20 protein-coding genes are annotated in these 24,350 nt (G+C 39.5%); 7 read left to right on the plus strand and 13 right to left on the minus strand.

What is annotated here, in order from left to right; translation table 11 throughout:
- Positions 1-179 precede the first annotated feature (179 nt).
- The 4 genes from WNY98_RS18365 to WNY98_RS18380 all read left to right on the plus strand — a co-directional run bounded on the left by WNY98_RS18365 (position 180) and on the right by WNY98_RS18380 (position 5,634).
- A complete protein-coding gene (locus tag WNY98_RS18365) occupies positions 180-893 on the plus strand; it encodes a response regulator transcription factor (RefSeq protein WP_342878606.1) in 714 nt (237 codons plus the stop codon).
- A complete protein-coding gene (locus WNY98_RS18370; RefSeq protein WP_342878607.1) occupies positions 890-2,248 on the plus strand; it encodes a histidine kinase sensor domain-containing protein in 1,359 nt (452 codons plus the stop codon). Before WNY98_RS18365 ends, WNY98_RS18370 begins: the two co-directional genes overlap by 4 nt.
- 209 nt (positions 2,249-2,457) lie before the next feature.
- Positions 2,458-4,494 (plus strand): TonB-dependent receptor, encoded by a 2,037-nt coding sequence (locus WNY98_RS18375; protein WP_182716731.1) that lies wholly within the window; start codon positions 2,458-2,460, stop codon positions 4,492-4,494.
- Positions 4,495-4,512: 18 nt separating this feature from the next.
- Positions 4,513-5,634: a PepSY-associated TM helix domain-containing protein gene (locus WNY98_RS18380; protein WP_342878608.1), complete on the plus strand. Its 1,122-nt coding sequence runs from the start codon at positions 4,513-4,515 to the stop codon at positions 5,632-5,634.
- Between the two features lie 125 nt (positions 5,635-5,759).
- On the opposite strand, the gene fadE is transcribed toward WNY98_RS18380, so the two are convergent.
- Positions 5,760-8,216, minus strand: coding sequence for an acyl-CoA dehydrogenase FadE (gene fadE, locus WNY98_RS18385; protein ID WP_182749678.1), 2,457 nt, complete (start codon positions 8,214-8,216; stop codon positions 5,760-5,762).
- A 324-nt stretch (positions 8,217-8,540) separates the two neighbouring features.
- On the opposite strand from fadE, the gene WNY98_RS18390 reads away from it, so the two are divergent.
- Positions 8,541-9,305 carry a class II glutamine amidotransferase gene (locus WNY98_RS18390; RefSeq protein WP_024597920.1) on the plus strand — a complete coding sequence of 255 codons (765 nt, stop codon included), beginning with the start codon at positions 8,541-8,543 and terminating at the stop codon, positions 9,303-9,305.
- A 31-nt stretch (positions 9,306-9,336) separates the two neighbouring features.
- On the opposite strand, the gene WNY98_RS18395 is transcribed toward WNY98_RS18390, so the two are convergent.
- The 5 genes from WNY98_RS18395 to cmoA form a co-directional block, all read right to left on the minus strand.
- The gene (locus WNY98_RS18395; protein WP_076924399.1) at positions 9,337-10,071 is read right to left on the minus strand and encodes a DUF3108 domain-containing protein; all 735 of its coding nucleotides are present in this window, start codon (positions 10,069-10,071) and stop codon (positions 9,337-9,339) included.
- A 16-nt stretch (positions 10,072-10,087) separates the two neighbouring features.
- Positions 10,088-10,735, minus strand: a complete 648-nt coding sequence (gene purN, locus WNY98_RS18400; RefSeq protein ID WP_002959994.1) for a phosphoribosylglycinamide formyltransferase — start codon at positions 10,733-10,735, stop codon at positions 10,088-10,090.
- Positions 10,735-11,787 carry a phosphoribosylformylglycinamidine cyclo-ligase gene (purM, locus tag WNY98_RS18405; RefSeq protein ID WP_342878609.1) on the minus strand — a complete coding sequence of 351 codons (1,053 nt, stop codon included), beginning with the start codon at positions 11,785-11,787 and terminating at the stop codon, positions 10,735-10,737. The genes purN and purM overlap by 1 nt, the downstream gene beginning before the upstream one ends.
- Positions 11,788-11,977: 190 nt before the next feature.
- On the minus strand, positions 11,978-12,946 hold the full coding sequence (gene cmoB / locus WNY98_RS18410; protein ID WP_076924398.1) for a tRNA 5-methoxyuridine(34)/uridine 5-oxyacetic acid(34) synthase CmoB: 969 nt from the start codon (positions 12,944-12,946) through the stop codon (positions 11,978-11,980).
- A gap of 12 nt (positions 12,947-12,958) precedes the next feature.
- Entirely contained in the window at positions 12,959-13,684 is a 726-nt protein-coding gene (gene cmoA, locus WNY98_RS18415) for a carboxy-S-adenosyl-L-methionine synthase CmoA (protein WP_007378000.1), read from the minus strand.
- 116 nt (positions 13,685-13,800) lie between these two features.
- Here cmoA and WNY98_RS18420 point away from each other — a divergent pair, with 116 nt between their 5' ends.
- Positions 13,801-14,487: a DUF3334 family protein gene (locus WNY98_RS18420; RefSeq protein WP_002959987.1), complete on the plus strand. Its 687-nt coding sequence runs from the start codon at positions 13,801-13,803 to the stop codon at positions 14,485-14,487.
- Positions 14,488-14,642: 155 nt separating this feature from the next.
- Here WNY98_RS18420 and WNY98_RS18425 read toward each other — a convergent pair whose 3' ends face one another.
- The 7 genes from WNY98_RS18425 to WNY98_RS18455 all read right to left on the minus strand — a co-directional run bounded on the left by WNY98_RS18425 (position 14,643) and on the right by WNY98_RS18455 (position 22,236).
- On the minus strand, positions 14,643-15,320 hold the full coding sequence (locus tag WNY98_RS18425; protein WP_342878610.1) for a hypothetical protein: 678 nt from the start codon (positions 15,318-15,320) through the stop codon (positions 14,643-14,645).
- Between the two features lie 322 nt (positions 15,321-15,642).
- Complete coding sequence (locus tag WNY98_RS18430; RefSeq protein WP_197118473.1) at positions 15,643-16,320, minus strand: response regulator; 678 nt, start codon at positions 16,318-16,320, stop codon at positions 15,643-15,645.
- A 4-nt stretch (positions 16,321-16,324) separates the two neighbouring features.
- Entirely contained in the window at positions 16,325-17,683 is a 1,359-nt protein-coding gene (locus WNY98_RS18435) for an ATP-binding protein (RefSeq protein WP_342878611.1), read from the minus strand.
- Positions 17,684-17,904: 221 nt separating this feature from the next.
- Positions 17,905-18,411 carry a hypothetical protein gene (locus tag WNY98_RS18440; protein ID WP_197188997.1) on the minus strand — a complete coding sequence of 169 codons (507 nt, stop codon included), beginning with the start codon at positions 18,409-18,411 and terminating at the stop codon, positions 17,905-17,907.
- A gap of 37 nt (positions 18,412-18,448) precedes the next feature.
- Positions 18,449-20,632: a YHYH protein gene (locus WNY98_RS18445; protein WP_342878612.1), complete on the minus strand. Its 2,184-nt coding sequence runs from the start codon at positions 20,630-20,632 to the stop codon at positions 18,449-18,451.
- A gap of 230 nt (positions 20,633-20,862) precedes the next feature.
- A complete protein-coding gene (locus tag WNY98_RS18450; RefSeq protein ID WP_007586965.1) occupies positions 20,863-21,363 on the minus strand; it encodes a YgjP-like metallopeptidase domain-containing protein in 501 nt (166 codons plus the stop codon).
- Between the two features lie 24 nt (positions 21,364-21,387).
- Positions 21,388-22,236, minus strand: a complete 849-nt coding sequence (locus WNY98_RS18455; RefSeq protein WP_342878613.1) for a DUF72 domain-containing protein — start codon at positions 22,234-22,236, stop codon at positions 21,388-21,390.
- 247 nt (positions 22,237-22,483) lie between these two features.
- Between WNY98_RS18455 and aspS the strand changes: the two genes are divergently transcribed.
- Positions 22,484-24,262, plus strand: a complete 1,779-nt coding sequence (gene aspS, locus WNY98_RS18460) for an aspartate--tRNA ligase (protein WP_182780362.1) — start codon at positions 22,484-22,486, stop codon at positions 24,260-24,262.
- Positions 24,263-24,350: the final 88 nt, after the last annotated feature.

Consider the following 24,350-nt stretch of genomic DNA (forward strand, 5'->3'; position numbering starts at 1 on the left):
TCAAAACACTCAAAACACTCAAAACACTCAAAACACTCAAAACACTCAAAACACTCAAAACACTCAAAACACTCAAAACACTCAAATAGTTAACTTTTTTCCTGCGCACCGTTTTTGATATTGATTTGTATTATCATTTGCTTTAATTTGTTTTAATACTATAAAAATTATGGCTTTCTATGTCTGCACCACAGGGCTATCAACGCAACAAATTTGATTTTGATATTTTAGTTGTTGAAGACGATACATTACTTAATGATCAAATTACTGAATTACTAGCTAACCAAGGGTACTCTGTTACACAGTGTTTTGATGGTGATCAAGCGCTTGATTTAGCGGTTGCTCAACGTTTTAGTCTTATTTTATTAGATGTTATGTTGCCGGGAAAAGACGGTTTAGCAGTACTTAATATTTTACGTAGTTGTAATAACACCCCTGTAATAATTGTATCGGCAAAACATGCTGAAGAAGAGCGTATTTTAGGTTTATCAGCTGGTGCAGATGATTACTTAGCAAAACCGTTTAATAGCCAAGAATTATTACTACGCGTAGATTCAGTACTAAGGCGCGTTTTTAAACAAGACACAAATACCCCTTACATTGCTAATATTGATGGACTTGAAATAGATAGCCTACACCAGCAGGTTTTTCTGCATTGTGAGCTATTAGCTTTTACGCCTATTGAGTTTGCCTTGCTGCAAATTTTAATGAAAAACCAAGAACAAATACTGTTAAAACCTTTTTTATATCAAGTGGCGCTTAACAAGCGTTTCAGTCAGTACGATCGTAGTTTAGATATGCATATGAGTCGTATACGAAAAAAATTAAATAACGCCGGCTGGGATGGCAGCCGTTTACACACTGTGCATGGGCAAGGGTACTGTATTAAATGACACGACGTTTATTTTGGAAGCTGTGCTTAATTATTGGTACTGGTGTTGTTGCGATGTTTTATTTAATTAATGTCGCGGTTAATCATTTTGAAAATGATATGAGCATGCTAAATGACTCAAGTCGAGAAGAGTTAATCAATTGGCAAAAAAAGGCTGAGGTTATATTTGATCAAGGCGCTATGAGCGAGCTTGAGCGTTGGGTTGATGATTTACAACAACAAGAGAGAATTTGGGCTGTGATTGCTAAAGCCAATGTGGTTGAGTTAGCAGGTAATCGCTCTCATCGTTATGAGTATACAGGGTATAACTTGGGGCGAAGTATTGATTGGAAAATCCATCTGTATTTTGAGCATGCACCCGTTATGCAATTACCTTTTAAAGATGGTGCAACTAGCCTTGTTGTGCAGTTACCGCAAAGAATGCGTCCAGGATCACTTTGGAATTTAACACGTTTGTCGTTACAAGTTTTATTGCCAATGCTGATATTGGTGTGTTTATCTATTGTGTTATATCGCCATATTATGCATCCTATTAAAGAACTCGACTTAGCAAGTAGGGCATTTAGCAAAGGAGACTTTAGTGTCAGAGTTCGAGAGCAGCTGGGCTCACGCAATGATGAACTATCCCAGTTAGCTGAAACATTTGATTTAATGGCAGAGCGGATCAGTGATCAGATTATGCATCAACGTGTATTACTAACTGATCTGTCTCACGAGTTGAGAACACCTTTAACACGCTTAGATATAGCAACTGACAATTTACTCACTCACAGAGAAAAGGGTGTAGAAGACACGCAAATCAAATTAGAGCGTATTCACAAAGAGTCACAGCACATCCGTAAGTTAGTAGATGACACGCTTACTTTATCTTGGTTAGATAACGAGTCACCTCAGTTGCGCATTGAATCTTTGGATTTAGTCGATTTACTCGAAATCCTCATTGAAGATGGGCGTTTTGAGTATCCAGATAAACTGATTTTTGCTGACTTACCTAATCAAGCCTATATTGAAAACAGTAATCACAGAGCATTAGGTCAAGCACTGGAGAATATACTTAGAAATGCACTACGTTACACACCCATTAATAAAAAAGTACGGATTAGCCTCATTGATTATAAACATGAATATAAAATTATTATTGCAGATCAAGGTCCAGGAGTACCTAAAGAGCATTTAAATACTATTTTTAGACCTTTTTTCCGGATTGATTCAGCTCGCTCATGCAACAGTGATAGCTTTGGTTTAGGGCTTGCTTTAGCACAAAGACAATTACATGCGATTGCTGCAACAGTATTTGCTAAAAATGATACTGCAGGTGGTTTAGTAATGACTGTAACGGTTCCTAAAGGTGTATAAATTACATTTCATATTGTTTGCTTGTAAAACTGAGCAACGCTTTCTCGTCCTGCTCACGCCGTTACTTACATGTTTTTAGGCAACTAAAATAGATTGCACCTAACACGTCTTTGTATATATCCTAAATGTAACAAATGTAAAGTTGCTATACTTTTCATTAAAAGAAAATGATAATTCTTCTTATTTGTAATTGGGAAGGAGCGTCCCCCTTGAAAAAATTAGCCCTAATGAGTGCTATTTGTGCATCATTTAGTTCACCTATATACGCGCAAGAACTTGCTAAAAATACAGCGTCTGTTGAAAAAATATCTGTAGTTGGTTCTGCAACTAATTTGAGTATTACAGCTGAAGAAATAGAACAATATCAAGCAAGTGATCTGGCTGACATTTTTCGACATTCACCTTCTGTTAGTGTGGGTGGCTCGGTAGGCGTTGCACAAAAGATCTATATTCGTGGTGTTGAAGATTCTTTATTAAATATAACGGTTGATGGTGCACAGCAAACATCAACGTTATTTCATCATATTGGTCGTGTAACAATAGATCCAGACCTACTGCAACAAATCGATGTGCAAGCAGGTGCCGGCGAAGCAACAAGTGGTCCTGGTGCGATTGGCGGCTCTATCCGCTTTAAAACTAAAGACGCGCAAGACTTACTTAATCAAGGTGAACAATTTGGTGGACGTGTTAAAGCAAGTTACTTTTCAAATGACGGTACGCGTTTAAGCACCAGTGTATACGGTAAATTAAGTGATACATGGGGCGTACTAGGGTATTTCAGTACTGTGGATCGCGAGAACATGGAAGATGGTGATGGCGATACTATTTATGGTACGGCCGCCGATCAAGATATGATGTTTATTAAAGCCAGTGGTGAGTTAGCAGATAATCATCATTTGTCGATAAGTATTGAAAAACGCGACGAAGAAGGGGATTTTTCAGCACGCCCTAACTGGGCGGTACAAGAAGGTGATGCTTTGTATCCAAGTGAAGCAGAGCGAGAGACTTACGTTGCTAATTATATATTTTCTCACAATAACTTATTGTATTTAGAGGCGACAGCATACAAAACCGAATCATCTTTTAATGGCGGCCGATTTGCTTGGCTTGCTGACATTGACACATATGGCTTAGATATTCGTAATACAAGTATTATTGATGAACATAAATTTGTTTATGGCGTTGATTATAGAAATGATGAAGTATCGAGTGGGTCTGCAGCAGGTGCAAAAGAAAATTCAGAACAAGGCAGTGTACTGGGTGTTTATGCACAAGGTTATAGTGATATTACTCCACAACTTTTACTGAGTTATGGGGTGCGTTTTGATAGTTATAAGTTTAAACAAGACATCTTATTAGATGAATATTACGGCACTGCAATTACAGAAAGCGCATCGAGTTTAGATGACAATGAACTGAGTTTTAATATCGGTTTAGCATACGACATTAATGATGCTTGGACAGTAGGGCTTGGATATGCTGAAGCCGCGCGTGGTAAGCAAATAGGTGATGGCTTTACCATTGATGGATATTTATATGACGGTTCAGATATTCCAGTAGCGGATGAAAGTTTAGTACCTGAGACCGTAGCTAATATTGAAGCATCCATAACGTACACTAATGAAAATTTATCCGCTAAGGCAAGTATTTATAATTCGTCTTTAGATGATGTGATATTTGAAGGGTATGAAGGAAACTCGGTTTATAACAATATAGGCACGTTAGAGACTAAAGGATTTGAGTTTGACCTAGCATATCGTTTAAATTCATTTGATTTCTTCATTGGATTTTCAGCTACTGATACAGAGCTTGACCCACGTGATGGGTTGTACAGTGTAAGTTATGATGCAATTGATATTAATGGCTATGAGTTTGTCGGTTTAGGGAATAGCAGAGGCAATACATGGGTTGCTGGCGTTGATTACGACATTAACACTGATGCAAAGGTTGGTTTTAGTGTAACTAAAGTCGATTCACTCGATATTAATACTCTTCATCAAGCTGTTGACCTTGGTTGGACCGATTCTTTATATACCCTAAATAAACCAAGCTATACCACTGTTGATTTATATGGGCAGTGGAATGTGACGAATGCATTATTATTTAATGTTGCTGTTACTAATTTATTTAATGAGTTATATATCGATCATTCAAGTGTGGGTGATTACAGTGAAGTATTTGGCACTGTTGTTGGTCCATACGAATCTGGGCGCGATATTCGCTTATCGATTTCTTATCAGTTTTAAGAATAAGTAACTTATTTTATGTTCTTAAAATTGTTTAAAAAGTGGGTCTTTTGGGTCCACTTAATTATAGGTCTAATCGCCGGTTTATTTATTTTTAGCATGTCGTTCACGGGTTTTCTATTAACCTATGAACGACAGATTGTTGAGCTAGATGAAATGCGATTTACTGTAAATAACACCTATGTTCAACAGCGACTATCGACTGATGATGTTGTGGATATTTTGCGAAAATCGCATCCGAGTCAATCACATATTTATATTCGTTGGGTTAATCGAGAAGGGGCTGCCATTCCTGCCTGGGCTGGAAAGCATAGCTACTTATTACACCCTTATACAGGAGACGTGCTTCGTGAAGGAGAGGGGTTAGCGGCTGACTTTTTTCACGTTGTAACTGATATACATCGTTATTTATTACTGCATGGCGCTTCGCAGGTGATTGGTAAAAATATAAATGGCTACGCTAATCTATTTTTTATCTTTTTATTACTATCGGGTGCTTATCTGTGGTTACCAAAGCGATTTAACCGCTCTGCATTAAAAGGATATTTATTACTAGCAAAGAGTTACAAATCATCACATCATCGAAATAGGCAGTGGCATTTAGTTTTTGGAATTTGGTGTTTACCGGTTTTACTCATTTTGTCATTAACGGCTACTTTGTTTCATTTTGATTGGGCAAATAAGGCACTGTACGGCGCATTTGGACAAAGTGTACCGGAGCGTGAAAAGCATCTACCAGTATTAGATTTATCGGCTGATGAAGTACTGTACGATACTTTATTTCAACAAGCTAAAGTACATGCAATTAATAATGGTGCTGCTGATTGGTATTCAATGTGGTTAGAATTAGGTGACAAAAAACACGAAGCACGTTTTTATATTGATACCAGTATCGGGAATCGCCAAGAATATGCGTATTCATTATTTTTAGATACTCGCACTGGTGATGCAATTAAAACGTTAAAAAAATCGGATTGGACGCGAGGCGATCAAGCATGGGGAACATCTCGATTTTTACATACCGGTGAATACTTTGGTTTTTTAGGGCAAACATTAGCTGGTTTGGCATCATTGCTCGCATGTTTTTTAGTGTATACAGGCATAGTTTTAGCATGGAAGCGATTGATAACTAAGCGCTAATTTACACTTATCGTCGAGTATTTGATTGCTTGATATGTGCGATTTGATATATAAAAATTTATTTTACACAAAAAAGCCAGCGCATTAGGCGCTGGCTTTTAGTATTCAAATGCTTACTTAGTTAATTAAGCGGCATTAGCTTCTTTTTTAACGCTATTACGCGCGGCTTTGCCTGCAAGTAAATCAGCCGGGTCAAAGTCATCAACGTTAATAACATCTAAACGAGATTGCTCAACAGCAGCTAGCTTGTCAGCCTCTGCTTGGCTTAAAATGCCTGCTTCAAGCCCCATTTGCGCTACTTTATCAAGCTGAAAGAATGGCAGTTTAAGGCCTTTTTCTTTACATACTCTTTCAAATAATGGCTCAACATCAAGGACGTCTTTAAGGGTTTGCTCTTGACGACCTACAAGGTTAAGTGGCTCATTTGTTAGGTATACGTAGCTTGCTAAACGGTTACGCGTTTCGCTAGGTACTTGTAGTAGTTGTGCTAGTTTATGCTCAAGTTGGTCAGTTGGTTTACGAACAGGGCGACCAAACGGGAATAACAATACTTTTAACACGGCGCGTAGTGGAGCCGAAGGCATGTTATTAATTAAATCAGCAAGTGCACGTTGGCAATGGTAAAGGTGATCTTGGCAACTCCATTTTACTAGAGCAAAATCTTCTTTTTTACGGCCTTCATCGTTGTAACGCTTAAGCGTTGCAGATACTAAGTATAGGTAACTAAGTAAATCACCTAAACGTGCTGAAATACGTTCTTTACGTTTTAGTGAGCCACCAAATACTGCCATGCTAATGTCAGACATAAGTGCAAGTGATGCACTAAAGCGTGACGCTATACGGTAAAATTCAGCGGTTTCGTCGTTGTACGGCACACTTGTAAAACGAGCGCCGGTAAGAGCAAGCCACTTAGTACGTACAAGGTTCGACATAGTAAAACCAATGTGACCCATTAGCGCTTTATCAAATACGTTAAGCGCCTCTTCGCGGTCTTCAATTTCGCACGCACCAAGCTCGGTAAGTACAAATGGATGACAGCGAATCGCACCTTGACCATAAATAATCATATTACGGGTCAAGATGTTTGCACCTTCAACGGTAATGGCAATAGGTGCACCTTGATAGCCACGACCTAAATAGTTATTTGGCCCAAGCATGATGCCCTTACCGCCAAGTACATCCATTGCATGAATAGTTGCATCACGCATTTGCTCTGTCAGGTGGTATTTAATAATGGCAGAAACAACCGATGGCTTTTCGCCTAAATCAACCGCACCCGTAGACATACTAACCGCAGCATCAGAGCTGTAAGCGTAACCAGCAAGTTTTGCTAGTGACTCTTCAACACCTTCCATTTTACCAATAGGTAAACGGAACTGACGACGAATTCGGCTATAAGCACCTGTCGCAATAGCAATCATTTTAATGCCACCGGCAGAGTTTGACGGTAACGTAATTGCACGACCAACCGATAAACATTCAACCAACATGCGCCAGCCTTGACCAGCCATATCTGGACCACCAATAATGTAATCAAGTGGTACAAAAATGTCTTTACCGCGAGTAGGGCCATTTTGAAATGGTACGTTAAGCGGGAAATGTCGACGACCAATTTCAACTCCAGGAGTATCCGTTGGAATAAGTGCACAGGTAATGCCTGGCTCTTTATTGTCGCCAATTAAGCCGTCTGGATCTTGTAATTTAAACGCCAGACCAAGTACGGTAGCAACTGGGGCAAGTGTAATGTAACGCTTATTCCACGTTAAACTAACACCCACAACCTCTTCGCCATTCCATTGCCCTTTACACACCACACCGTAGTCTGGAATTGAGCTTGCATCAGAACCCGCTTCTGGCGACGTTAATGCAAAACATGGAATTTCTTGACCGCTCGCTAAGCGCGGTAAGTAATGATCTTTTTGCTCTTTTGTACCATAGTGCTGTAATAATTCACCTGGGCCTAAAGAGTTTGGTACACCAACAATTGACGAAAGCAATGTTGATTTACTTGTTAGTTTTTGAAGTACACATGACTGTGCAAATGCAGAAAACTCTAAACCACCGTATTCTTTTTTGATGATCATGGCAAAGAATTTATTATCTTTTAGATATTGCCATACATCTTGAGGAAGGTCGGTTAGTTCATGAGTTGCTTCCCAATCGTCCAACATGCTACATACTACTTCAACAGGCCCATCTACAAAGGCTTGCTCTTCAATAGTAAGTTTAGGAACTGGGTATTGGTGAAGTTTTTTCCAATCTGGGTTACCGCAAAATAAGTCAGCTTCCCACCACGTTGTACCGGCATCAATAGCTGATTTTTCAGTATCAGACATGCTTGGCGTTACTTTTTTAAACGTAGCAAAAATTGGCTTGATGATATATTGCTGACGAAGGCCAGTAACAGAAAGAGGAACCGCGATGATCAAAAAGATCAACCAGCTAATTAAACCAAAAGCACCCGCAAAGGTACCAATTAATAAAGTTATAGCCGAAACACCAAGTGCTGTGTTCCAACTTGCTCTGTGGTAAACCGCAGTGCAAAGCAACGCGATTAGAACCAGTGTAAATATGAGTGTCATTTTTATTCCTTAATAGAGGTCAGACCACCTCACTTAGAGTAGCGCTAGTAACAGTAATTTTCAAGTACATAACGATGTTAAATTGTAGTAGAAAGTAACTTAAATACGATATTTAATTACCCGACAGAGGAACGCACAATAACTATCGTATAGTCAAAGCATTAACCGTAAGTAGTGTTAACGTAAAAATAAATAAATCTAATAGCAAAATGACATTTTTTAAGTAAGTATAGCCGTTATAGCGGGCTGCAAATTAGTGTACGCTTAATACACAAATATAACGCTATTTATTTTAATGTATGGTTTTTAAGGGTTATTTTATTAATGTGTGAATTACTTGGCATGTCAGCCAATGTGCCTACCGATATTTGTTTTAGTTTTTCAGGCCTTTTAGAGCGTGGCGGGAACACGGGACCACATAAAGACGGGTGGGGCATTACGTTTTACGAAGGTAAAGGTTGTAGAACCTTTAAAGATCCTGAGCCGAGTTATCAATCTGAAATTGCAAAGCTCGTTAAAGCATACCCAATTAAAAGTGTCTCGGTTATTAGCCATATTCGCCAAGGTAACCGCGGGCGAGTATGTCTTGAAAATACTCATCCTTTTACGCGAGAGTTATGGGGGCGTGAAATCACTTACGCTCATAACGGGCAGTTATCTAATTATCATGATTTAAAAACAGAGTACTATCGCCCAGTGGGTAACACCGACAGTGAACTCGCTTTTTGTTGGTTACTTGATAAAATTCGCGAAAAATACCCAAAGCGTCCAAGTAATATGGCGTCGGTTTTTAGATACGCTGCTAAGTTGTCGCATACGTTGCGTGAAAAAGGGGTGTTTAATATGTTGTTGACCGACGGGGTGTTTGTTTTAGCGTATTGCACTAATAACTTACATTACATAACGCGCCGTGCGCCATTTGGTAAAGCAACGTTGATTGATGCCGACATGGTGGTTGATTTTCAACAAGAGACCACACCAAACGATGTAGTGACGGTAATAACAACAAGGCCATTAACTAACGATGAGCGTTGGCAAAAAATGGAGCCGGGAGAATTTGCATTGTTTAAGATGGGTGAGCTAATTTAGCCCACCTATTTTATTACTGATTTATTTAAAGCTAGTTAGCTTCTTGAGGTTGTTGTGCTGTAGCAGGCGCAACAGCTGTAGGTGCAGTAACAGTAAATGAATTCATTTGAACTTCAAACTGCTCCATACCCTTTTCGCCTTTCCACATACGTACCAGCATGTAATCCATTTCTGGCGCAAACCACGCAATCGCTTGGCGTTTATCGTTATCGTATAAACGTTTTACTTTAATGGCTTCTACATTACCAATAGGCAACGAAATCATCTCGGTGCCAGATACTTCAAAGTTGTAGTCGCGGCGATTACCTTTTTTGTCTATAAGCGGAAATGAAAAGCTCGTTTCACCTTTTTTCAATCCTTCGCGCACTTGCACTTGGTACGAAATAGCATCCTGAAATTCATCAGTCCATTCGCATTTTAGTGGGTATTCGCTAGCGCTGCTAGTCACTACCTTATTTGTCGTATCAAAATCAATCTTATAATCTTTATCTGGGCCTGTACCGGTGCGGATCATATTGTAATGATGCGGGGTAACCTTACCATCTTTAAAGGTAAACTCTGATGTTTCTTCACGAGAATCAGAAAAGATCATCCACTCAATATTGCTGTGGTATGTTAGTTCATAAGTATCATCGCCCGTTTTTTTGAGCTCACGAACAGCCTCACCATGATTTTTACCTTTGCGTAAAATATCGTAATTAGCTTGATACTGGGTCAATTCGCCTGCAATTAGGCTAGTTGGAAGTAAAGCGCCCGCACATAACAACAGGGCACTTATTTTTTTATTGTGGGTAGTGCGCGCCGTGTGCAGGAAGTTGTTTTTTGTCAAGAACTGCATAATCTGCTTCCATAGTAAGTCTGTGTTCACTGAACCACTTGACCACCAAAGGATAAATTATATGCTCTTGCTCATGCACGCGTTTTGCTAATGTTTCTGCTGTATCATCCTTGAGTACAGGTATTTGCGCCTGAAGGATAACGGGACCGCCGTCTAATTCTTCAGTAACAAAGTGAACACTTACGCCATGAACATCGTCTTTTGCATCAATTGCTCTTTGGTGGGTATTCAGCCCCTGATACTTAGGCAACAAAGATGGATGAATGTTCAACATTTTTCCAACATATTTTTGCACTAAGCCAGGAGTAAGAATACGCATAAACCCAGCTAATACAACTAGATTTGGCATAAAAGAATCGATAACGTTCATTAATTGCGCATCGTACGCTTCGCGCGAGTCAAAATCTTTATGACTGAGCACTTTTGTAGCAATACCTGCTTGTTTTGCACGCTCTAGGCCATAAGCGTCAGCTTTATTACTAATAACAGCCGCTATATGTCCGTTTATCTCGCCACGTTCGCAGGCATCTATGATGGCTTGTAAATTAGAGCCACTACCTGAGATTAAAACTACCAGACGAGTCGGTGCCATTACTTAGCACCACCTACAATTTCAACTTGCTCTTCGCCAGCTACTGCATCTTGAATTTCACCAAGGTGCCATGCATTTTCGCCCAAGTCTTTTAGCATTGTTAAGCTTTGCTCAAGTTTGTCTGCAGGGACTACTAAAACCATACCTACACCACAGTTAAATGTACGGTACATTTCGTGTGTAGTAATATTACCGTTTTCTTGTAACCAGTTAAAAATAGGTGGCCACTGCCAGCTATCACCTTTAACTACAGCTTTTGCTGAAGCGGGTAATACGCGTGGAATGTTTTCCCAAAAACCGCCGCCAGTAATATGCGAAAGCGCATGTACGTCAACGTTTTTGAATAACTCAAGTAAAGGTTTTACGTAAATACGCGTAGGCTCAAGTAAGGTTTCGCCTAATGTTTTACCTTCAAAGTCAGCGCTGGTATCAGCTTTTGACACGTCAAGTACTTTACGAATTAAAGAGAAGCCATTTGAATGAGGACCGCTTGAAGCAAGTGCAATAAGCTGATCGCCTGCCGCTACTTTTGTTCCATCAATAATTTTTGATTTTTCTACAACGCCTGTACAAAAGCCTGCCATGTCGTAGTCTTCACCATCATACATACCTGGCATTTCAGCTGTTTCGCCACCAATTAGGGCACAACCTGAAATTTCACAACCTTTGCCAATACCTGTAACTACGTCAGCTGCTGTGTCTACATCTAGCTTACCAGTTGCATAGTAATCTAGGAAAAACAGGGGTTCAGCACCTTGAACAATTAAGTCGTTTACACACATTGCAACTAAATCAATACCAACAGTATCGTGTTTTTTTAAGTCGATTGCTAAACGTAGTTTAGTACCAACGCCATCTGTGCCTGCAACTAATACTGGTTGCTTGTAGCCTTCAGGAATTTCGCAAAGTGCGCCAAAACCACCAATTCCGCCCATTACTTCAGGACGACGAGTTTTTTTAACTACGCCTTTAATACGCTCAACAAGTGCATTACCAGCGTCGATATCTACGCCCGCGTCTTTATAGCTTAGAGACTGTTTTTGTTCGCTCACAGGTTTTCCTCAAAATAGTTGTTTTGGGTTGCTTAGAAACGCGCGTATTTTACAACAATTGCAAGGTCGCGGCTAGCGTAAATGTAATTTTGAAATAATTAACAAGGACACTTGTCCGCTGTTTGTTGTTTAAATAAACAAAAAAACGCCCGTAGGCGTTTTTTTAGTATTAAAGGCGTTAAATTAACAGCTATGCTTTTGCGGTTAATATGGCTCGAAGTGGAGCGGGGTAGCCTTCAATTGTTTTACTTGTATCGTTTGGATCTAAAAAGTCGATTAACGATTCGTTTTCCATCCAGTCGGTTTTGCGTTGTTCTTCAAGCGTGGTTATAGCGCAATCTTTTATTTGCACATCTTTAAAGCCAACGCGTTCCATCCAAAGCTTTAATGCTGCAGTACTTGGAATAAACCAAACGTTGCGCATTTTAGCGTAGCGATCAGTAGGGACTAATACTGTGTTTTCGTCACCTTCAATTACTAGCGTTTCAAGTACGAGTTCGCCGCCTGGGCGAAGCTGCGCTTTTAACTGCGCTAAAAAGTCGATAGGTGAGCGACGATGATAAAGTACGCCCATCGAAAAAACCGTATCAAACGCTTTAAGCTCGGGTAATGCTTCAACGCCTAGTGGCAGTAAATGCACATTTTCGTCTGGGTTGTAGTGTTTAATTGCCTGAAACTGACATAAAAATAAATCTGATGGATCAATACCCACCACAAACTCTGCGCCTTCACCACGCATACGCCATAAATGATAGCCAGAGCCACAACCAATATCTAAAACGGTGCGGCCTTTTAATGGCTCAATATGAGGCAGCAGGCGGTCCCACTTCCAATCACTGCGCCACTCTGTGTCTATTTCAATACCGTGCACACTAAATGGGCCTTTGCGCCATGGCATCATGCGTTTTAATAAATGCATGGCTTGCTTTTGCTCGCCATCACTCATCTCCCCTGAGGCGCCAATTTCTACCTTAGTAGAGATATCAACATGTGTTGTAGCCACCTCTGGTAAGTTTTTAAGTACTTTTTGCCATTTAGGTAAATCACCATGGCTTGCCTCTAACTGCCAATGTTTTAATTGTGCAGGTAGGGTTTCTAGCCAATGACTAAGTGGGCTTTGTGCGATAGATGCGTAAAATTGGTTAAACCATTGAGACATGGATGACTCTCTTTATTTAATTGCTACCATTGAGCAAAAATTAAAACATTGATACCACACTTGAGTTTGGCTAAAACCAATATCTTGTAAGCGAGTAAAGTGAGCGCTTAGTGTATCTGGGCGCATAACGTTTTCGATGGCGGTACGCTTTTGGCTTATTTCAAGCTCAGAGTAACCATTGTGTCGTTTAAAGTCGTGGTGCAAATCAATCAATAAATTATCGCATTGCTCGTTTTCAGCTTTAATTTTTTCGCTCAACAGCAATACGCCGCCAGGTTTTAAATTAGCGTATATTTTTTCAAGCACGGCTTGACGCTGAGCATGCGGAATAAACTGCAGCGTAAAGTTCATTGCTACTACTGAGGCGTTTTGAATCTCAAGTTCGTTAATATCGCCTAAAGTAACAGTAACAGGTACATCTGATTTAAAACCTTGTAAATGTACCTTACAACGCTCAACCATAGCTTGAGAGTTATCTACCGCTATTATATGGCAGTTATCGGTGCGAATGTTACGGCGCATGCTAAGCGTGACTGCGCCCAGTGAGCAGCCTAAATCATAAAGATTTGAGTTACTTTGCGCGTATTCACCGGCAAGTTTACCCATTGTACTGACAATAGTTGCGTAGCCAGGCACAGAGCGCTGGATCATATCTGGAAAAACTTCGACTACATTTTGGTCAAAGCTAAAATCTTTTACTTGTTGCTCAGAGGCATAAATACTGTCTTTTATGGTCACGAAGGCAGTCTCTTTGTAAATAATGGCGCTATTTTAACATTTTATACTGGATAGTCAGTGATAAATTCAGTAGCTTGACTAGAATTATGAATAATAAGTATAAAAGAGAAGATTAAATGAGCAAAAGTAAGGTCATCAGCACAGACGATATATTAGCAACCCTTTGTCATTCAGTGACAGGCGTACTCACATCAGCCAGCGGTAATGGTATTAGCTACTCAGCCATGGTGCAAAAAATAACGCGTACATGCATGCGACCAGATATTGGCTGCTTTGTTTTATTTGACGGCGGTTTTACCGGGCTTGTAATTACCAACTTTACTTCGCAAGCGGCGATGGAAATTTATGGCGATTACATGCGCAACATGGGGATGCCAGAAGATGAAATAGCGCATAGCCATTTATCAGACGACGTATCAAACGTATTAGGCGAGTTGATGAATCAAATTGTTGGCGACTTTACGTCTAAAGTACGCGAGCAATTACATACCTCGATTACGCAAAACCAGCCAAAAATGATGGCAATAAACAAGCAAGTGCAAATATCGGTAGATACCACCATGGATCGCCCGCAAGCCCGCCGCGTTACATTCACCACAAGTAAACAAAATATCTTTTACTTGGAATTAGCGATGGATAAAACAGAGTTTATTAAATTACACGACTTTGATATAGCAGAAGCACTAGACCCAGATGACATAATTGAAAACGAAGCACGTAAAAAAGCGGACAAAGAAAAATCATCTAAAGCAGTAGAACAAGATGATGGCGATGATGATTTTATGGCAGGCCTAGGGCTTTAAGTCTATTTACGTAGGTTGGGCTGAGTGAAACGAAATCCAACACGCTGTCTTTCTCAACTTTTAGCTTTCAACGGTCAGTGAGTTGTTAAAAAAACGCGATATAAAATCGCGTTTTTTTAAATTTATGTTGGGAGGCATCTATAAATATTTGTTTATTAATAAAAACCACCATAAATTTTTATTAAAATTAAACAACAAGAAACTAAAGCTAAAATGCATGGAACGCCAAAATCGAATAAGAACCATCTTAAAATTTGGCTTCGCACATGCCCCCAAAAACCTTTTTCAAATTTGAGTAGAGCATGTTCAATAAATATGGTCTTTGTATGTATATCTTTAATTTTATCCCTAGATGTATTGATTGCAGCATCTAATGCATCACTTTTTATATATTCCTCTATTGAGTCTATTATGCTTTCAAAGTGATCTATTTGATTACGATGCGCTTTCCACCAAGAAAATAAGGTTGATTGCCGTTCTTCATCAGAATTAGGCTCAAATACATTCGATGAGGCGTAACTTGCGACTCTTGCCTTGGGTATTTTAATACCGGTTAGCTTTAATCTGTTCTCTTTCAAATCATCTAAAGCAGACCATATGAAGTGAATTAGAAAATAAGCTATAGATATGAGCAATAATACATACACATGACAAATATTTAAATTTTCGAATTTAAATCCTGCAAAACTATTCTGGCTACCATTGAAGCTGGCAGATCCAAGCGTCATTACAATTGCAATAATTGACGTAACAATTAAATTTCTTCTTATCCTTTGTGTATTACTGTCAAAAGGTGCGATATTTGGTTTTTGTAATATTTGATCAAAATCCATATTAATTCCTTTTACTTATTTGCAGTGAATTATTCTACTCAGGCATAAGCATATTATCTCTATTTTTAATATATCAAAAACTATCTAATTGATGATAATGCATTGCTAAATATACTAAAACTTATCTTATATTTAAATGCATAGATCCTCTCTCATAGCCGCCAATTATGACTTTTTCCTTTAAAGTTAGCGAGCTCATGTACTACTAACGTTTTTAGGTATAGCTCAAGTGCGCGGGAGCAAATCATTGTTTATCGAAAAATTAATGCGTTGGGAACCATACTTCCCTCGTTTTTAATGCTGTTATTTTAAGCGGCTAAACCTACTCTTTAAATTTATAGCCCACACTATAAACCGCTGCTATTGGGTTTAGTCCTGCTTGAATGTCGTTAATCTTTTTTCGTATATTTTTAATGTGTGTATCAATGTTGCGATCGGATATGTCGGTTGTGTCGCTGTATACGTTATTAATAATATCTTCGCGGGTAAAAACACGACCTACGTGGCTTATAAATAGTAAAAATATTTTAAACTCGACGGCGGTAAAGCCAATACTTTTGCCGTTTAGGCGCGCTTCGTAATCGTCTTTGTGTAATTGAAAATTATTATGATTGATGATGTTGGTTTTAGGCTGGCTGGTCCTTCTTAGTACGGCCTTTATGCGCGCTATAACTTCTTTAGGGCTGAAAGGTTTGCATATGTAGTCATCGGCGCCGAGCTCTAAACCCAGTAAGCGGTCTATTTCTTCACTTTTTGCGGTAAGCATAATAATAGGCACACTTGAAAAGGCTCTAATTTGCTTACATAGCTCTATGCCATCAACATCTGGCAACATTAAATCAAGAAGTATTAAATCTACTGCGTTTTGTTTTACAAAACTAACTACACCTTTGCCGCTATTTAAGTGCTCAGTTTCGTAATCTTGTTGCTTAGCGTAGGCAATAAGTACCTCTGCAATGTTTTCTTCGTCTTCAACGATAAGTATTTTTTGTGATGCCATCATTTTAACCTAAAAGTGCCAGCGTTATTTTAACTTCTAGTCCACCAAGTGGTGAGTTGTGCAACGATATTTGACCACCATGTGCTTCTACTATTTGTTTGCAAAGTGCAAGCCCTAAGCCCGAGCCGCCGTGCTCTCGGCTTCGAGACTTTTCAACGCGATAAAAACGCTCAAACAATTTTTGTAAGTCGTTTGGTAAAACACTTGGGGCTGAGTCTTGTAAAATAAGCTCAATATTATTGTGTGTTTTGTTGGCAAGTATTATTACTTGCCCACCTTTATGCGTGTATCTGCAGGTATTTTCTAACAGGTTTGAAAATAATTGTACAAGGCGTTCTTTATCGCCATTTATTATACATTTGCCGGCTTTTGTTAAGCTTTTGCTGTCTACATTTAATTCACGCTCTTTAAAGCGAGCGGTGTAGTTTTCAATTGATTGCTCAAAAATAGTGATTAAATCAATGCGCGCATTGTCATAGGTTAAATTAACGCTATCTGTTTTTGCTAGTTGGGCTAGGTCGTCAACAATGTGACTTAAGTTATCTACTTGATTTATGAGTAAATTAATACGCTTTGTGTCGGCTGTAAATACGCCATCTTGCACGGCTAGTAAATGCGAGCGTAGTACAGTAAGTGGGGTTCTTAATTCGTGGGATGTGTCTGACACCCATTGGAATCGCATTTGTTGGTTTTGCTCAAGCGTGTGGGCTAAGGCGTTAAAGTTGTTGGATAGGGTACCTAGCTCATCTTTACTAGAGGGGATGATTCTGCTGGCAAAATTTCCGTTTGTTAACTCATCGGTGCCAGTTACTATTTGCTTTATTGGTTTTATTAAATGGCGAGATAACACAATAGCCATAATAAATGCGAGCACAATAACGAGTAACGTGATCATAAAATAGTTATGAAATTGCGCTGCTAAAAATGCTTTTGCTGGGCTACTTTGCACAAGTTTTGAAGGTACTAAACCTATCCAGCCTATAGCGTTATTGTTTAAAAAAATAGGTTCTATATGTGGGTTGTCGTTTAAATTAGCCCTACCAATAACAACCTTTTTATTTTGATCATATAAACTTATACGTTGCCCTGTTTTAAGGGAACCTGCAGGTAAGTGTACCCACAATAAAGAAGGCGTTGCATTGCTGTTATTTGGTTTGGGTGGGGTGCTTGTGTGTTTATTCGCTTTGGGCTCGCCTGGCTTTTTTTGCGGCTCTACAATAGAGCGCCATAATTGCGTGCTTTGTGTAATGGGTTGCCAACTGCCTAATCCGCTATAAAACTCAATAAGTTGATGCTTAACCATTGCTACATGTTTTGTTTCTTCTTGTTCAACAAAGTCGTTAAAACCTGACGAAAAGGTCATGTATATAAACACAAACATAAGCCCAACAAGGGCGATATTAGTGATAAAAAAAGCTAAAAAGAATTTATGTATTAATTTCACTGATTGGCAAATAGTAAAGATCATGACGTTAACGTACCAAGCAGTATTGCATATTGATTATGTGCCTACAATTAGCGTATTTAGGGAGTTGCTTACTAAAATCCTTTTTAAGTAAGCTTTTAGGTATGTTGATTCTTGGGCTAGAACTTTATTTTTGCGGTATCGCCAGCACCCAGTAACTTATATTGTGGTTTTACAAAGCTTGCGTGTACTGCACCTAAACTTTTAGGGAACGATATGGCAAGCTCATCTACTGTTGTAAATGTGTGCTTCGCTTGAAAAACAATTTCTAGGTCGTGCGCTTCGTTGTTGCTGGTGGTAAAAGCGACGCGTTCAAACACGATAACTTGCTGATTTACACGTAAGCTCGTTTTTTGTTTAAGTGCATTTTTTACAAACTCTTCTTGTTGCTCTGCACTTAAGTTTGTAGGCATAAGCTTATCAATATCGCCCATAAGCCATGCTTGCTCGCTTTGCAGCGCTGAAATTAAATGCTCAGCATTAGTTAATACTTTTACTTCAACTTGCCCATCTCTTAAAATCACTTGGGCTGTTGTGTTTTTTAATACATGGGCGCTCACTTGAGCGCTCATACTTGTTAAAATACACGCTAGCATTAGCCATTTTAATTTTTTTAAAAAATACATAATTACTACCTTTTATTGAGGCGGTTGACCTTTTTGTTTATTGAGGTTGCTCAATAGTTGCTTTACAAATAAGGGTGTTGTCGGTTTCTAAGTCTTCGCCCCATATGAACTTTGCGTTTTTATCCCAGTTAATATCGTCGTAACCGTCTTTTGGTCCTACATCGGCAAAGTTGTGCTCTACTGCATTAGCCCAATTCGTATCGTCAAAGTTACTTTGCAGCCAGTCAGTTGGTGCTTCTTTTGACATAAACGTACAAGCGCCTTCGCCCGCTACAGGGTCTGTTTCGCTTTCGCATAATTTGTTAAGCGGCGCTTTGTGAAGTATTTCGCATTTAAAGCTTTTATTGCTTACCGCAATTACTTTATTTGTATCGGTGTCGGTAAGTTGCATAATAAAACCACCATCACCCATTTGCTGATTTTTAGCACCGATGTATTCAAGCCCAGTGTCGTTTTGCTTAAAGTCTTTAATTATTAAATTAAGCTCAATAGGGTAGTTTGCAGAAAACGTAATACTTTCGGCATTAAATGAGCGCTCTGTGGTTATTGGTACAGAATCTTCAACAAGTAACTGCTCGCCTATGTAGGCTGTAAACCAGTTATCAGCCCATGCTTCTAGTTTTAAGTTATGGTTGCCTGTAATGGCAGGATTTGTATTTTGCTTAGTGACTGTAGGAGTAAGGTGATTTGGTTGCGGACCTCTACAAAATGTACCTGTTTGAACCTTGCCACCATTACTGATGGTTTTTTGTTTAAAGCTATAGCAGTCTTTTCCCTGTGATGCAGGGCTGTAGGTAGTAAAGTAGTTTTCGCCTTGGTATGAGTAGCTCATTGTACGGCTGCCGTTTTCAGAGATTGTGTGCGTTAGGTTTTTAACGCCTCCTTGTGGCGGGCGTAAGTCGGCTCTTATACCTTGAGTATCGCCACTCAATGGTGACACTCTTGGTAATTTTGCGGTATCTACTTCACCTACTAAGCACTGAATGATATACGGCGGCATAGCTGATGTTTGGTAGCGATAGCCAAATGTGTCGTCGGCTTGCCCATTACATACATCAAGGTCACCTTTGGCAATTGCACTGCCGTCTGGGTTTTTACTACCATAGAGCGGGTAACCATCGTAAGCCCAACCAATAATGGCATCGCTTGATTGGTTTTTCATTGTGTCAATCATACACGTTGGCGATACGTGGTAATGGTAGTCATCACCTCGTCCTGCGTGTCCGCCGCATATATCTAACTGTCCGAGTGCTAACGTGTCGTGTTTCTCATCGTAGCTATTTACGTCTAGTTCGCCTTGCGAAGAATAGTCGTATATTGGTACACCATTAACGGCAACACCTACGGCTGCATCAATTGTAGTAATTGCTTTTGCTTTTTTAGGATTTAGTTTTATAGGTGCGGCGTAGTCTTTAGCTGGAACGGGTATTTGCTCGTTAGTACCTGTAATACCAGTCATTACTTCATGATCAGGATAAGTAGATGAGGCAATATAAGCATAGTGTTCATCGCACGTAACAGATACGCTTTTATCAAACCCTGCATTACTCACTGATTGTGTAATAGCATCGCAACGAGGTGATTTTACGTTAGCGGTTAAATATGATTTATCAGGCTTTGGTTGCTCATTTGGTTTTGGTCTTGCATTAGGTTTGTGCTCGGCGCTATTGGCGCTTCGCGAGTATTTAACCGTCATACTTGCAGTATCGAGCGTAATATCTTTTACAGCAGCGAGTAATGCTGAGCGATCTACTTTTGTATCGCTATTAAAGGTAACCGGTGCAGATAACGCGTACACAGTATAAGTATAGCTTTTTTCACCCGGACCTTTAGAGCAAGGCGGTGCGTATTGGTTTAAATCGTTTACGCTATTAGAGCCTACTTCACCGAGAGTTTCGCCCGCTTTAATTTGTGTTTTATCGGCGGTAATATTATACATGGTCCAATACCAATGCATTCCCTCTGGCGCTTTATGATCCATAATTAATGCATAATATTTGGTTGTGTCAGGTGCACCGCTCCAGTTAAGTGGAGGGCTAATGCTTTGCCCATCGCACGTATAAGTAATAGGCAAGTTACCGCCACCGCTTACCTTTGAGCTTGTTAGAGTAAAATCATTGAGGTTTGATTGTTGAAGTGATTGGCTGTTTTGCTCATTGCAGGCACTTAAGGTTACACAGCACAGTGCACTGAGTAAAAAGGCATAGGTATTTTTCATCATTTAAAACTCCAAAGATTAAGAGTACATAGAAAGAATTAGCTATTAAGAGTGTAGTTCTCAAATGTAGGGCAATTATGTAGTTTTAAACTTTTTTGTTCTTATTTAAGGACAGGCGTTAAGTTGTGAGTTGCTTACGGGGATAAAAGACTGGGTATGAACGCTTGGTTATGGAAGGAAATATTAACTTAAGCATGGGCGTTATTTTCCTGGCTTAAACAGCGCTAAAATCCTTATTTTAAATAAGGATTTTCACCCATTGCGACGACCACACAAAAAATTCTTAAATCTAACTCTAGCTGGTGATAACTCGGCTCCATATGGCAGCAAAGTTGATAAAAGCCTTTGTTGTGATCTTTTTCTTTAAAGTGGGCAAGCTCATGTACCACTAACGCTTTTAATAATGGCTCGGGAGCACGCAGTAAGTCGCTGTTTATCGCTAAATCGTGCTTACGGGTTTTACCTTGCATTCGATACGTATGTGTACCAAGTGCATTAGTAACCATGTCACCTTGCTTTTTAAATGCTGCACGACCAAATGGTGGCGCATTTTTTAAATACTGTTTTTTAAGCTCGGTTGCATAGCTATAAAGTAATTTATCGCTAGTAATGGTATGTGCTTGCGGGTACTTTTTAAGTAAGTAGTCACATACCTTTTTGTTATTTATAAGGCTTAATACTTGCTCAACAATGTTAGCTGGGTAGCCGGTAAAGTAACGTGCGTATTCACTCATTATTATTTCTCTGTCGTTTTACTTTTAAAAAAGTGCTCGCTGGTGGGCTTCTTTTTCGCCAGTAAATGGGTTTAATGCTCTGTGATCATAACCTAGGTCCTTACAAAACTGGCGAGCTAATAACGGCGCTTCTCGGTTATCTGCTGTATGAAAAAACACATAAGGCGTTTTTCCTTCATCAAGCCATTGTTTTACTTTACTTAGCCACGGTTTATAAAAGGGTTTAAAGTCATTTTGTAAATCGGCTATTACAAAGCGCGCCATAGGCTCTGAGCCAGTAGCTATTGCATGTACCGGTAAGTGGGGCTTTTTTTGCTGTGCATCTATTAGCGCTTCGGTTGTTGGTTTTACGGCAAATAGGGCGCGAGTATCCATCGATATGCGATTTATGTTGTTTGCCATTAATAACTGATTAAGTGCTATTTCGGCTTCACCCTTTTGAAAAAACGCAGTATGACGTACCTCTACACCGTAATTAACCTCTTTTGGTAATAGGCTAATAAATTGGGCGAGTTTGGGTAAGTCACCAGGGCCAAATGCTTTAGGTAATTGCAGCATGATTTGCCCAGTTTTTTCTAAAATAGGGGTAAACAAGTTTAGCCAATCAGTAAGCTCGGTTTGAACATTAGTTAGGTGCAGCTCGTGGCTAAAGCGACGATTAAACTTAAACGTAAATTTAAAATCATCGGGTACGCTGTTTGCCCAGCGCAATACGGTACTTGGCGATGGGTCAGCGTAAAAGCTGGTATTACCTTCAACAGAGTTAAAGTGTTGGGCGTATTGGCTAAGCATATCGGCGTTTTTACATTGGCTTGAAAATAAATTGCCTTTCCATGCATTACTCGACCACTGCGGGCATCCAATATATAACATACAAACTAGCGCCTTATTATAAAGTGGCGATAGTGTAGCAAATAACAAAACGAGCTGCTGTAAATTCAGGGGCAAAAGCGGCACACGCCCTAGCATCTTAATGTTAGTTGAGTATAATGCAGGGCTTAATTTGATTATTTTTAGATTGCTAGCGGCTTTATTTGTATTGTGGTGACCTGTTTTTTAAATCACACGCCTTAAAACAAATAAATATAACCGTTTAAGCCTTTTATCTGACAGGAAAACTATGCGCTCTATATATTGCGGACAGCTAAATAAAACTCACGTAGATCAAGAAGTTGAACTATGTGGCTGGATCAACAAACGACGTGACCTTGGTGGACTTATCTTTGTCGATTTACGCGATAGAGAAGGTTTAGTACAAGTTGTATTCGACTCTGACATTGAAGAGTTAATGAGTTCAGCTAACACACTTCGCCAAGAATTTTGTGTTCAGCTAAAAGGTACTGTACGTGCACGCCCTGATAGCCAAGTAAATAAAGATATGGCAACAGGTGAAATTGAAGTTTTAGGTACTGAGCTTACAATTATTAACCGCTCTGAACCGCTTCCACTTGATTTTAACCAAGTAAACTCAGAAGAGCGTCGTTTAAAATACCGTTACTTAGACCTACGTCGTCTAGAAATGAGTGACCGTATTAAATTACGTGCTAAAGCAAGCAGCTTTGTTCGTCGCTTTTTAGATGAAAACGGCTTTTTAGACATCGAAACACCTGTACTTACTAAAGCAACGCCAGAAGGCGCACGCGATTACTTAGTGCCAAGCCGCGTTCATAAAGGTAGTTTTTACGCTTTACCACAGTCTCCACAGTTATTTAAGCAATTGTTGATGATGTCGGGTTTCGACCGTTACTACCAAATTGTTAAATGTTTCCGTGATGAAGATTTACGTGCCGATCGTCAACCAGAATTTACCCAAATAGATATAGAAACCTCGTTCATGAGCTCTGATCAAGTACGTGGTATGACTGAAAAAATGATCCGCGAGATGTGGCAAACATTGTTAAACGTTGATTTAGGCGATTTTCCAATCATGCCTTACAGCGAGGCAATGAGCCTTTACGGTTCTGATAAGCCTGATTTACGTAACCCAATGAAGTTAGTTGATGTTGCAGATTTAGTTAAAGACGTAGAGTTTAATGTTTTCTCAGGTCCAGCTAACGACGAAAAAGGTCGTGTTGCTGTATTAACTGTACCGGGTGGCGCTAAGCTTTCTCGTAAACAGCTTGACGATTACACTAAGTTTATTGGTATTTACGGCGCTAAAGGCATGGCGTGGATGAAAGTAAATGACCACACTGCAGGCGCTGAAGGTGTTCAATCACCAGTGGCTAAGTTTTTAAGCGAAGACGTAATCACAAAATTACTTGAGCGTACTAATGCACAGTCTGGCGATATTATTTTATTCGGTGCCGATAAGCGCAATACAGTAAATGAAGCAATGGGCGCACTGCGCGTTAAGATTGGTGTTGACTTAGAAATCACTAACCTTAATAGTTGGGCACCACTTTGGGTTGTAGACTTCCCAATGTTTGAAGAAGATGACGAAGGCACATTACATGCTGTGCATCATCCATTCACTGCACCAAAAGATATTACTGCAAGTGAGCTTGAAGCAAACCCTGCTGCGGCTATTTCAGATGCCTACGACATGGTATTAAACGGCTACGAAGTGGGTGGCGGTTCGGTACGTATTCATAATGCAGATATGCAAGAAACTGCATTTAGAATTTTAGGTATTAACGAGCAAGAGCAACAAGACAAATTTGGCTTTTTACTTGATGCACTTAAATACGGCACACCACCACATGCTGGTTTAGCATTTGGTCTTGACCGTTTAGCAATGCTTTTATGTGGTACCGATAACATTCGTGACGTTATTGCTTTCCCTAAAACAACACAAGCGTCGTGTTTATTAACTAACGCACCTAGTAAGCCTAACCTTGATTCGTTAGCTGAGCTTGCAATTAGTGTTGTAGAAAAAGAAGTATCAAGCGAAGAGTAATTATTACTTAGCTTTTGAGCTGAATTTAAAAACCCTTAAGTTATATGCTTAAGGGTTTTTTTATGGTTAAATTTATAGCAGAGTGTGT

Origin of the sequence: Pseudoalteromonas sp. AS71 (assembly GCF_038900275.1) — a bacterium.
GTDB lineage: Bacteria > Pseudomonadota > Gammaproteobacteria > Enterobacterales > Alteromonadaceae > Pseudoalteromonas.

Bases quoted from the DNA above. Each gene is read 5' to 3' on its own strand.
- WNY98_RS18365 (WP_342878606.1), top strand. From the start codon at position 180: ATGTCTGCACCACAGGGCTATCAACGCAACAAATTTGATTTTGATATT.
- WNY98_RS18370 (WP_342878607.1), top strand. From the start codon at position 890: ATGACACGACGTTTATTTTGGAAGCTGTGCTTAATTATTGGTACTGGT.
- WNY98_RS18380 (WP_342878608.1), top strand. From the start codon at position 4,513: ATGTTCTTAAAATTGTTTAAAAAGTGGGTCTTTTGGGTCCACTTAATT.
- fadE (WP_182749678.1), bottom strand. From the start codon at position 8,216: ATGACACTCATATTTACACTGGTTCTAATCGCGTTGCTTTGCACTGCG.
- WNY98_RS18390 (WP_024597920.1), top strand. From the start codon at position 8,541: ATGTGTGAATTACTTGGCATGTCAGCCAATGTGCCTACCGATATTTGT.
- purN (WP_002959994.1), bottom strand. From the start codon at position 10,735: ATGGCACCGACTCGTCTGGTAGTTTTAATCTCAGGTAGTGGCTCTAAT.
- cmoB (WP_076924398.1), bottom strand. From the start codon at position 12,946: ATGTCTCAATGGTTTAACCAATTTTACGCATCTATCGCACAAAGCCCA.
- WNY98_RS18420 (WP_002959987.1), top strand. From the start codon at position 13,801: ATGAGCAAAAGTAAGGTCATCAGCACAGACGATATATTAGCAACCCTT.
- WNY98_RS18425 (WP_342878610.1), bottom strand. From the start codon at position 15,320: ATGGATTTTGATCAAATATTACAAAAACCAAATATCGCACCTTTTGAC.
- WNY98_RS18430 (WP_197118473.1), bottom strand. From the start codon at position 16,320: ATGGCATCACAAAAAATACTTATCGTTGAAGACGAAGAAAACATTGCA.
- WNY98_RS18435 (WP_342878611.1), bottom strand. From the start codon at position 17,683: ATGACCTTTTCGTCAGGTTTTAACGACTTTGTTGAACAAGAAGAAACA.
- WNY98_RS18440 (WP_197188997.1), bottom strand. From the start codon at position 18,411: ATGTATTTTTTAAAAAAATTAAAATGGCTAATGCTAGCGTGTATTTTA.
- WNY98_RS18445 (WP_342878612.1), bottom strand. From the start codon at position 20,632: ATGATGAAAAATACCTATGCCTTTTTACTCAGTGCACTGTGCTGTGTA.
- WNY98_RS18450 (WP_007586965.1), bottom strand. From the start codon at position 21,363: ATGAGTGAATACGCACGTTACTTTACCGGCTACCCAGCTAACATTGTT.
- WNY98_RS18455 (WP_342878613.1), bottom strand. From the start codon at position 22,236: ATGTTATATATTGGATGCCCGCAGTGGTCGAGTAATGCATGGAAAGGC.
- aspS (WP_182780362.1), top strand. From the start codon at position 22,484: ATGCGCTCTATATATTGCGGACAGCTAAATAAAACTCACGTAGATCAA.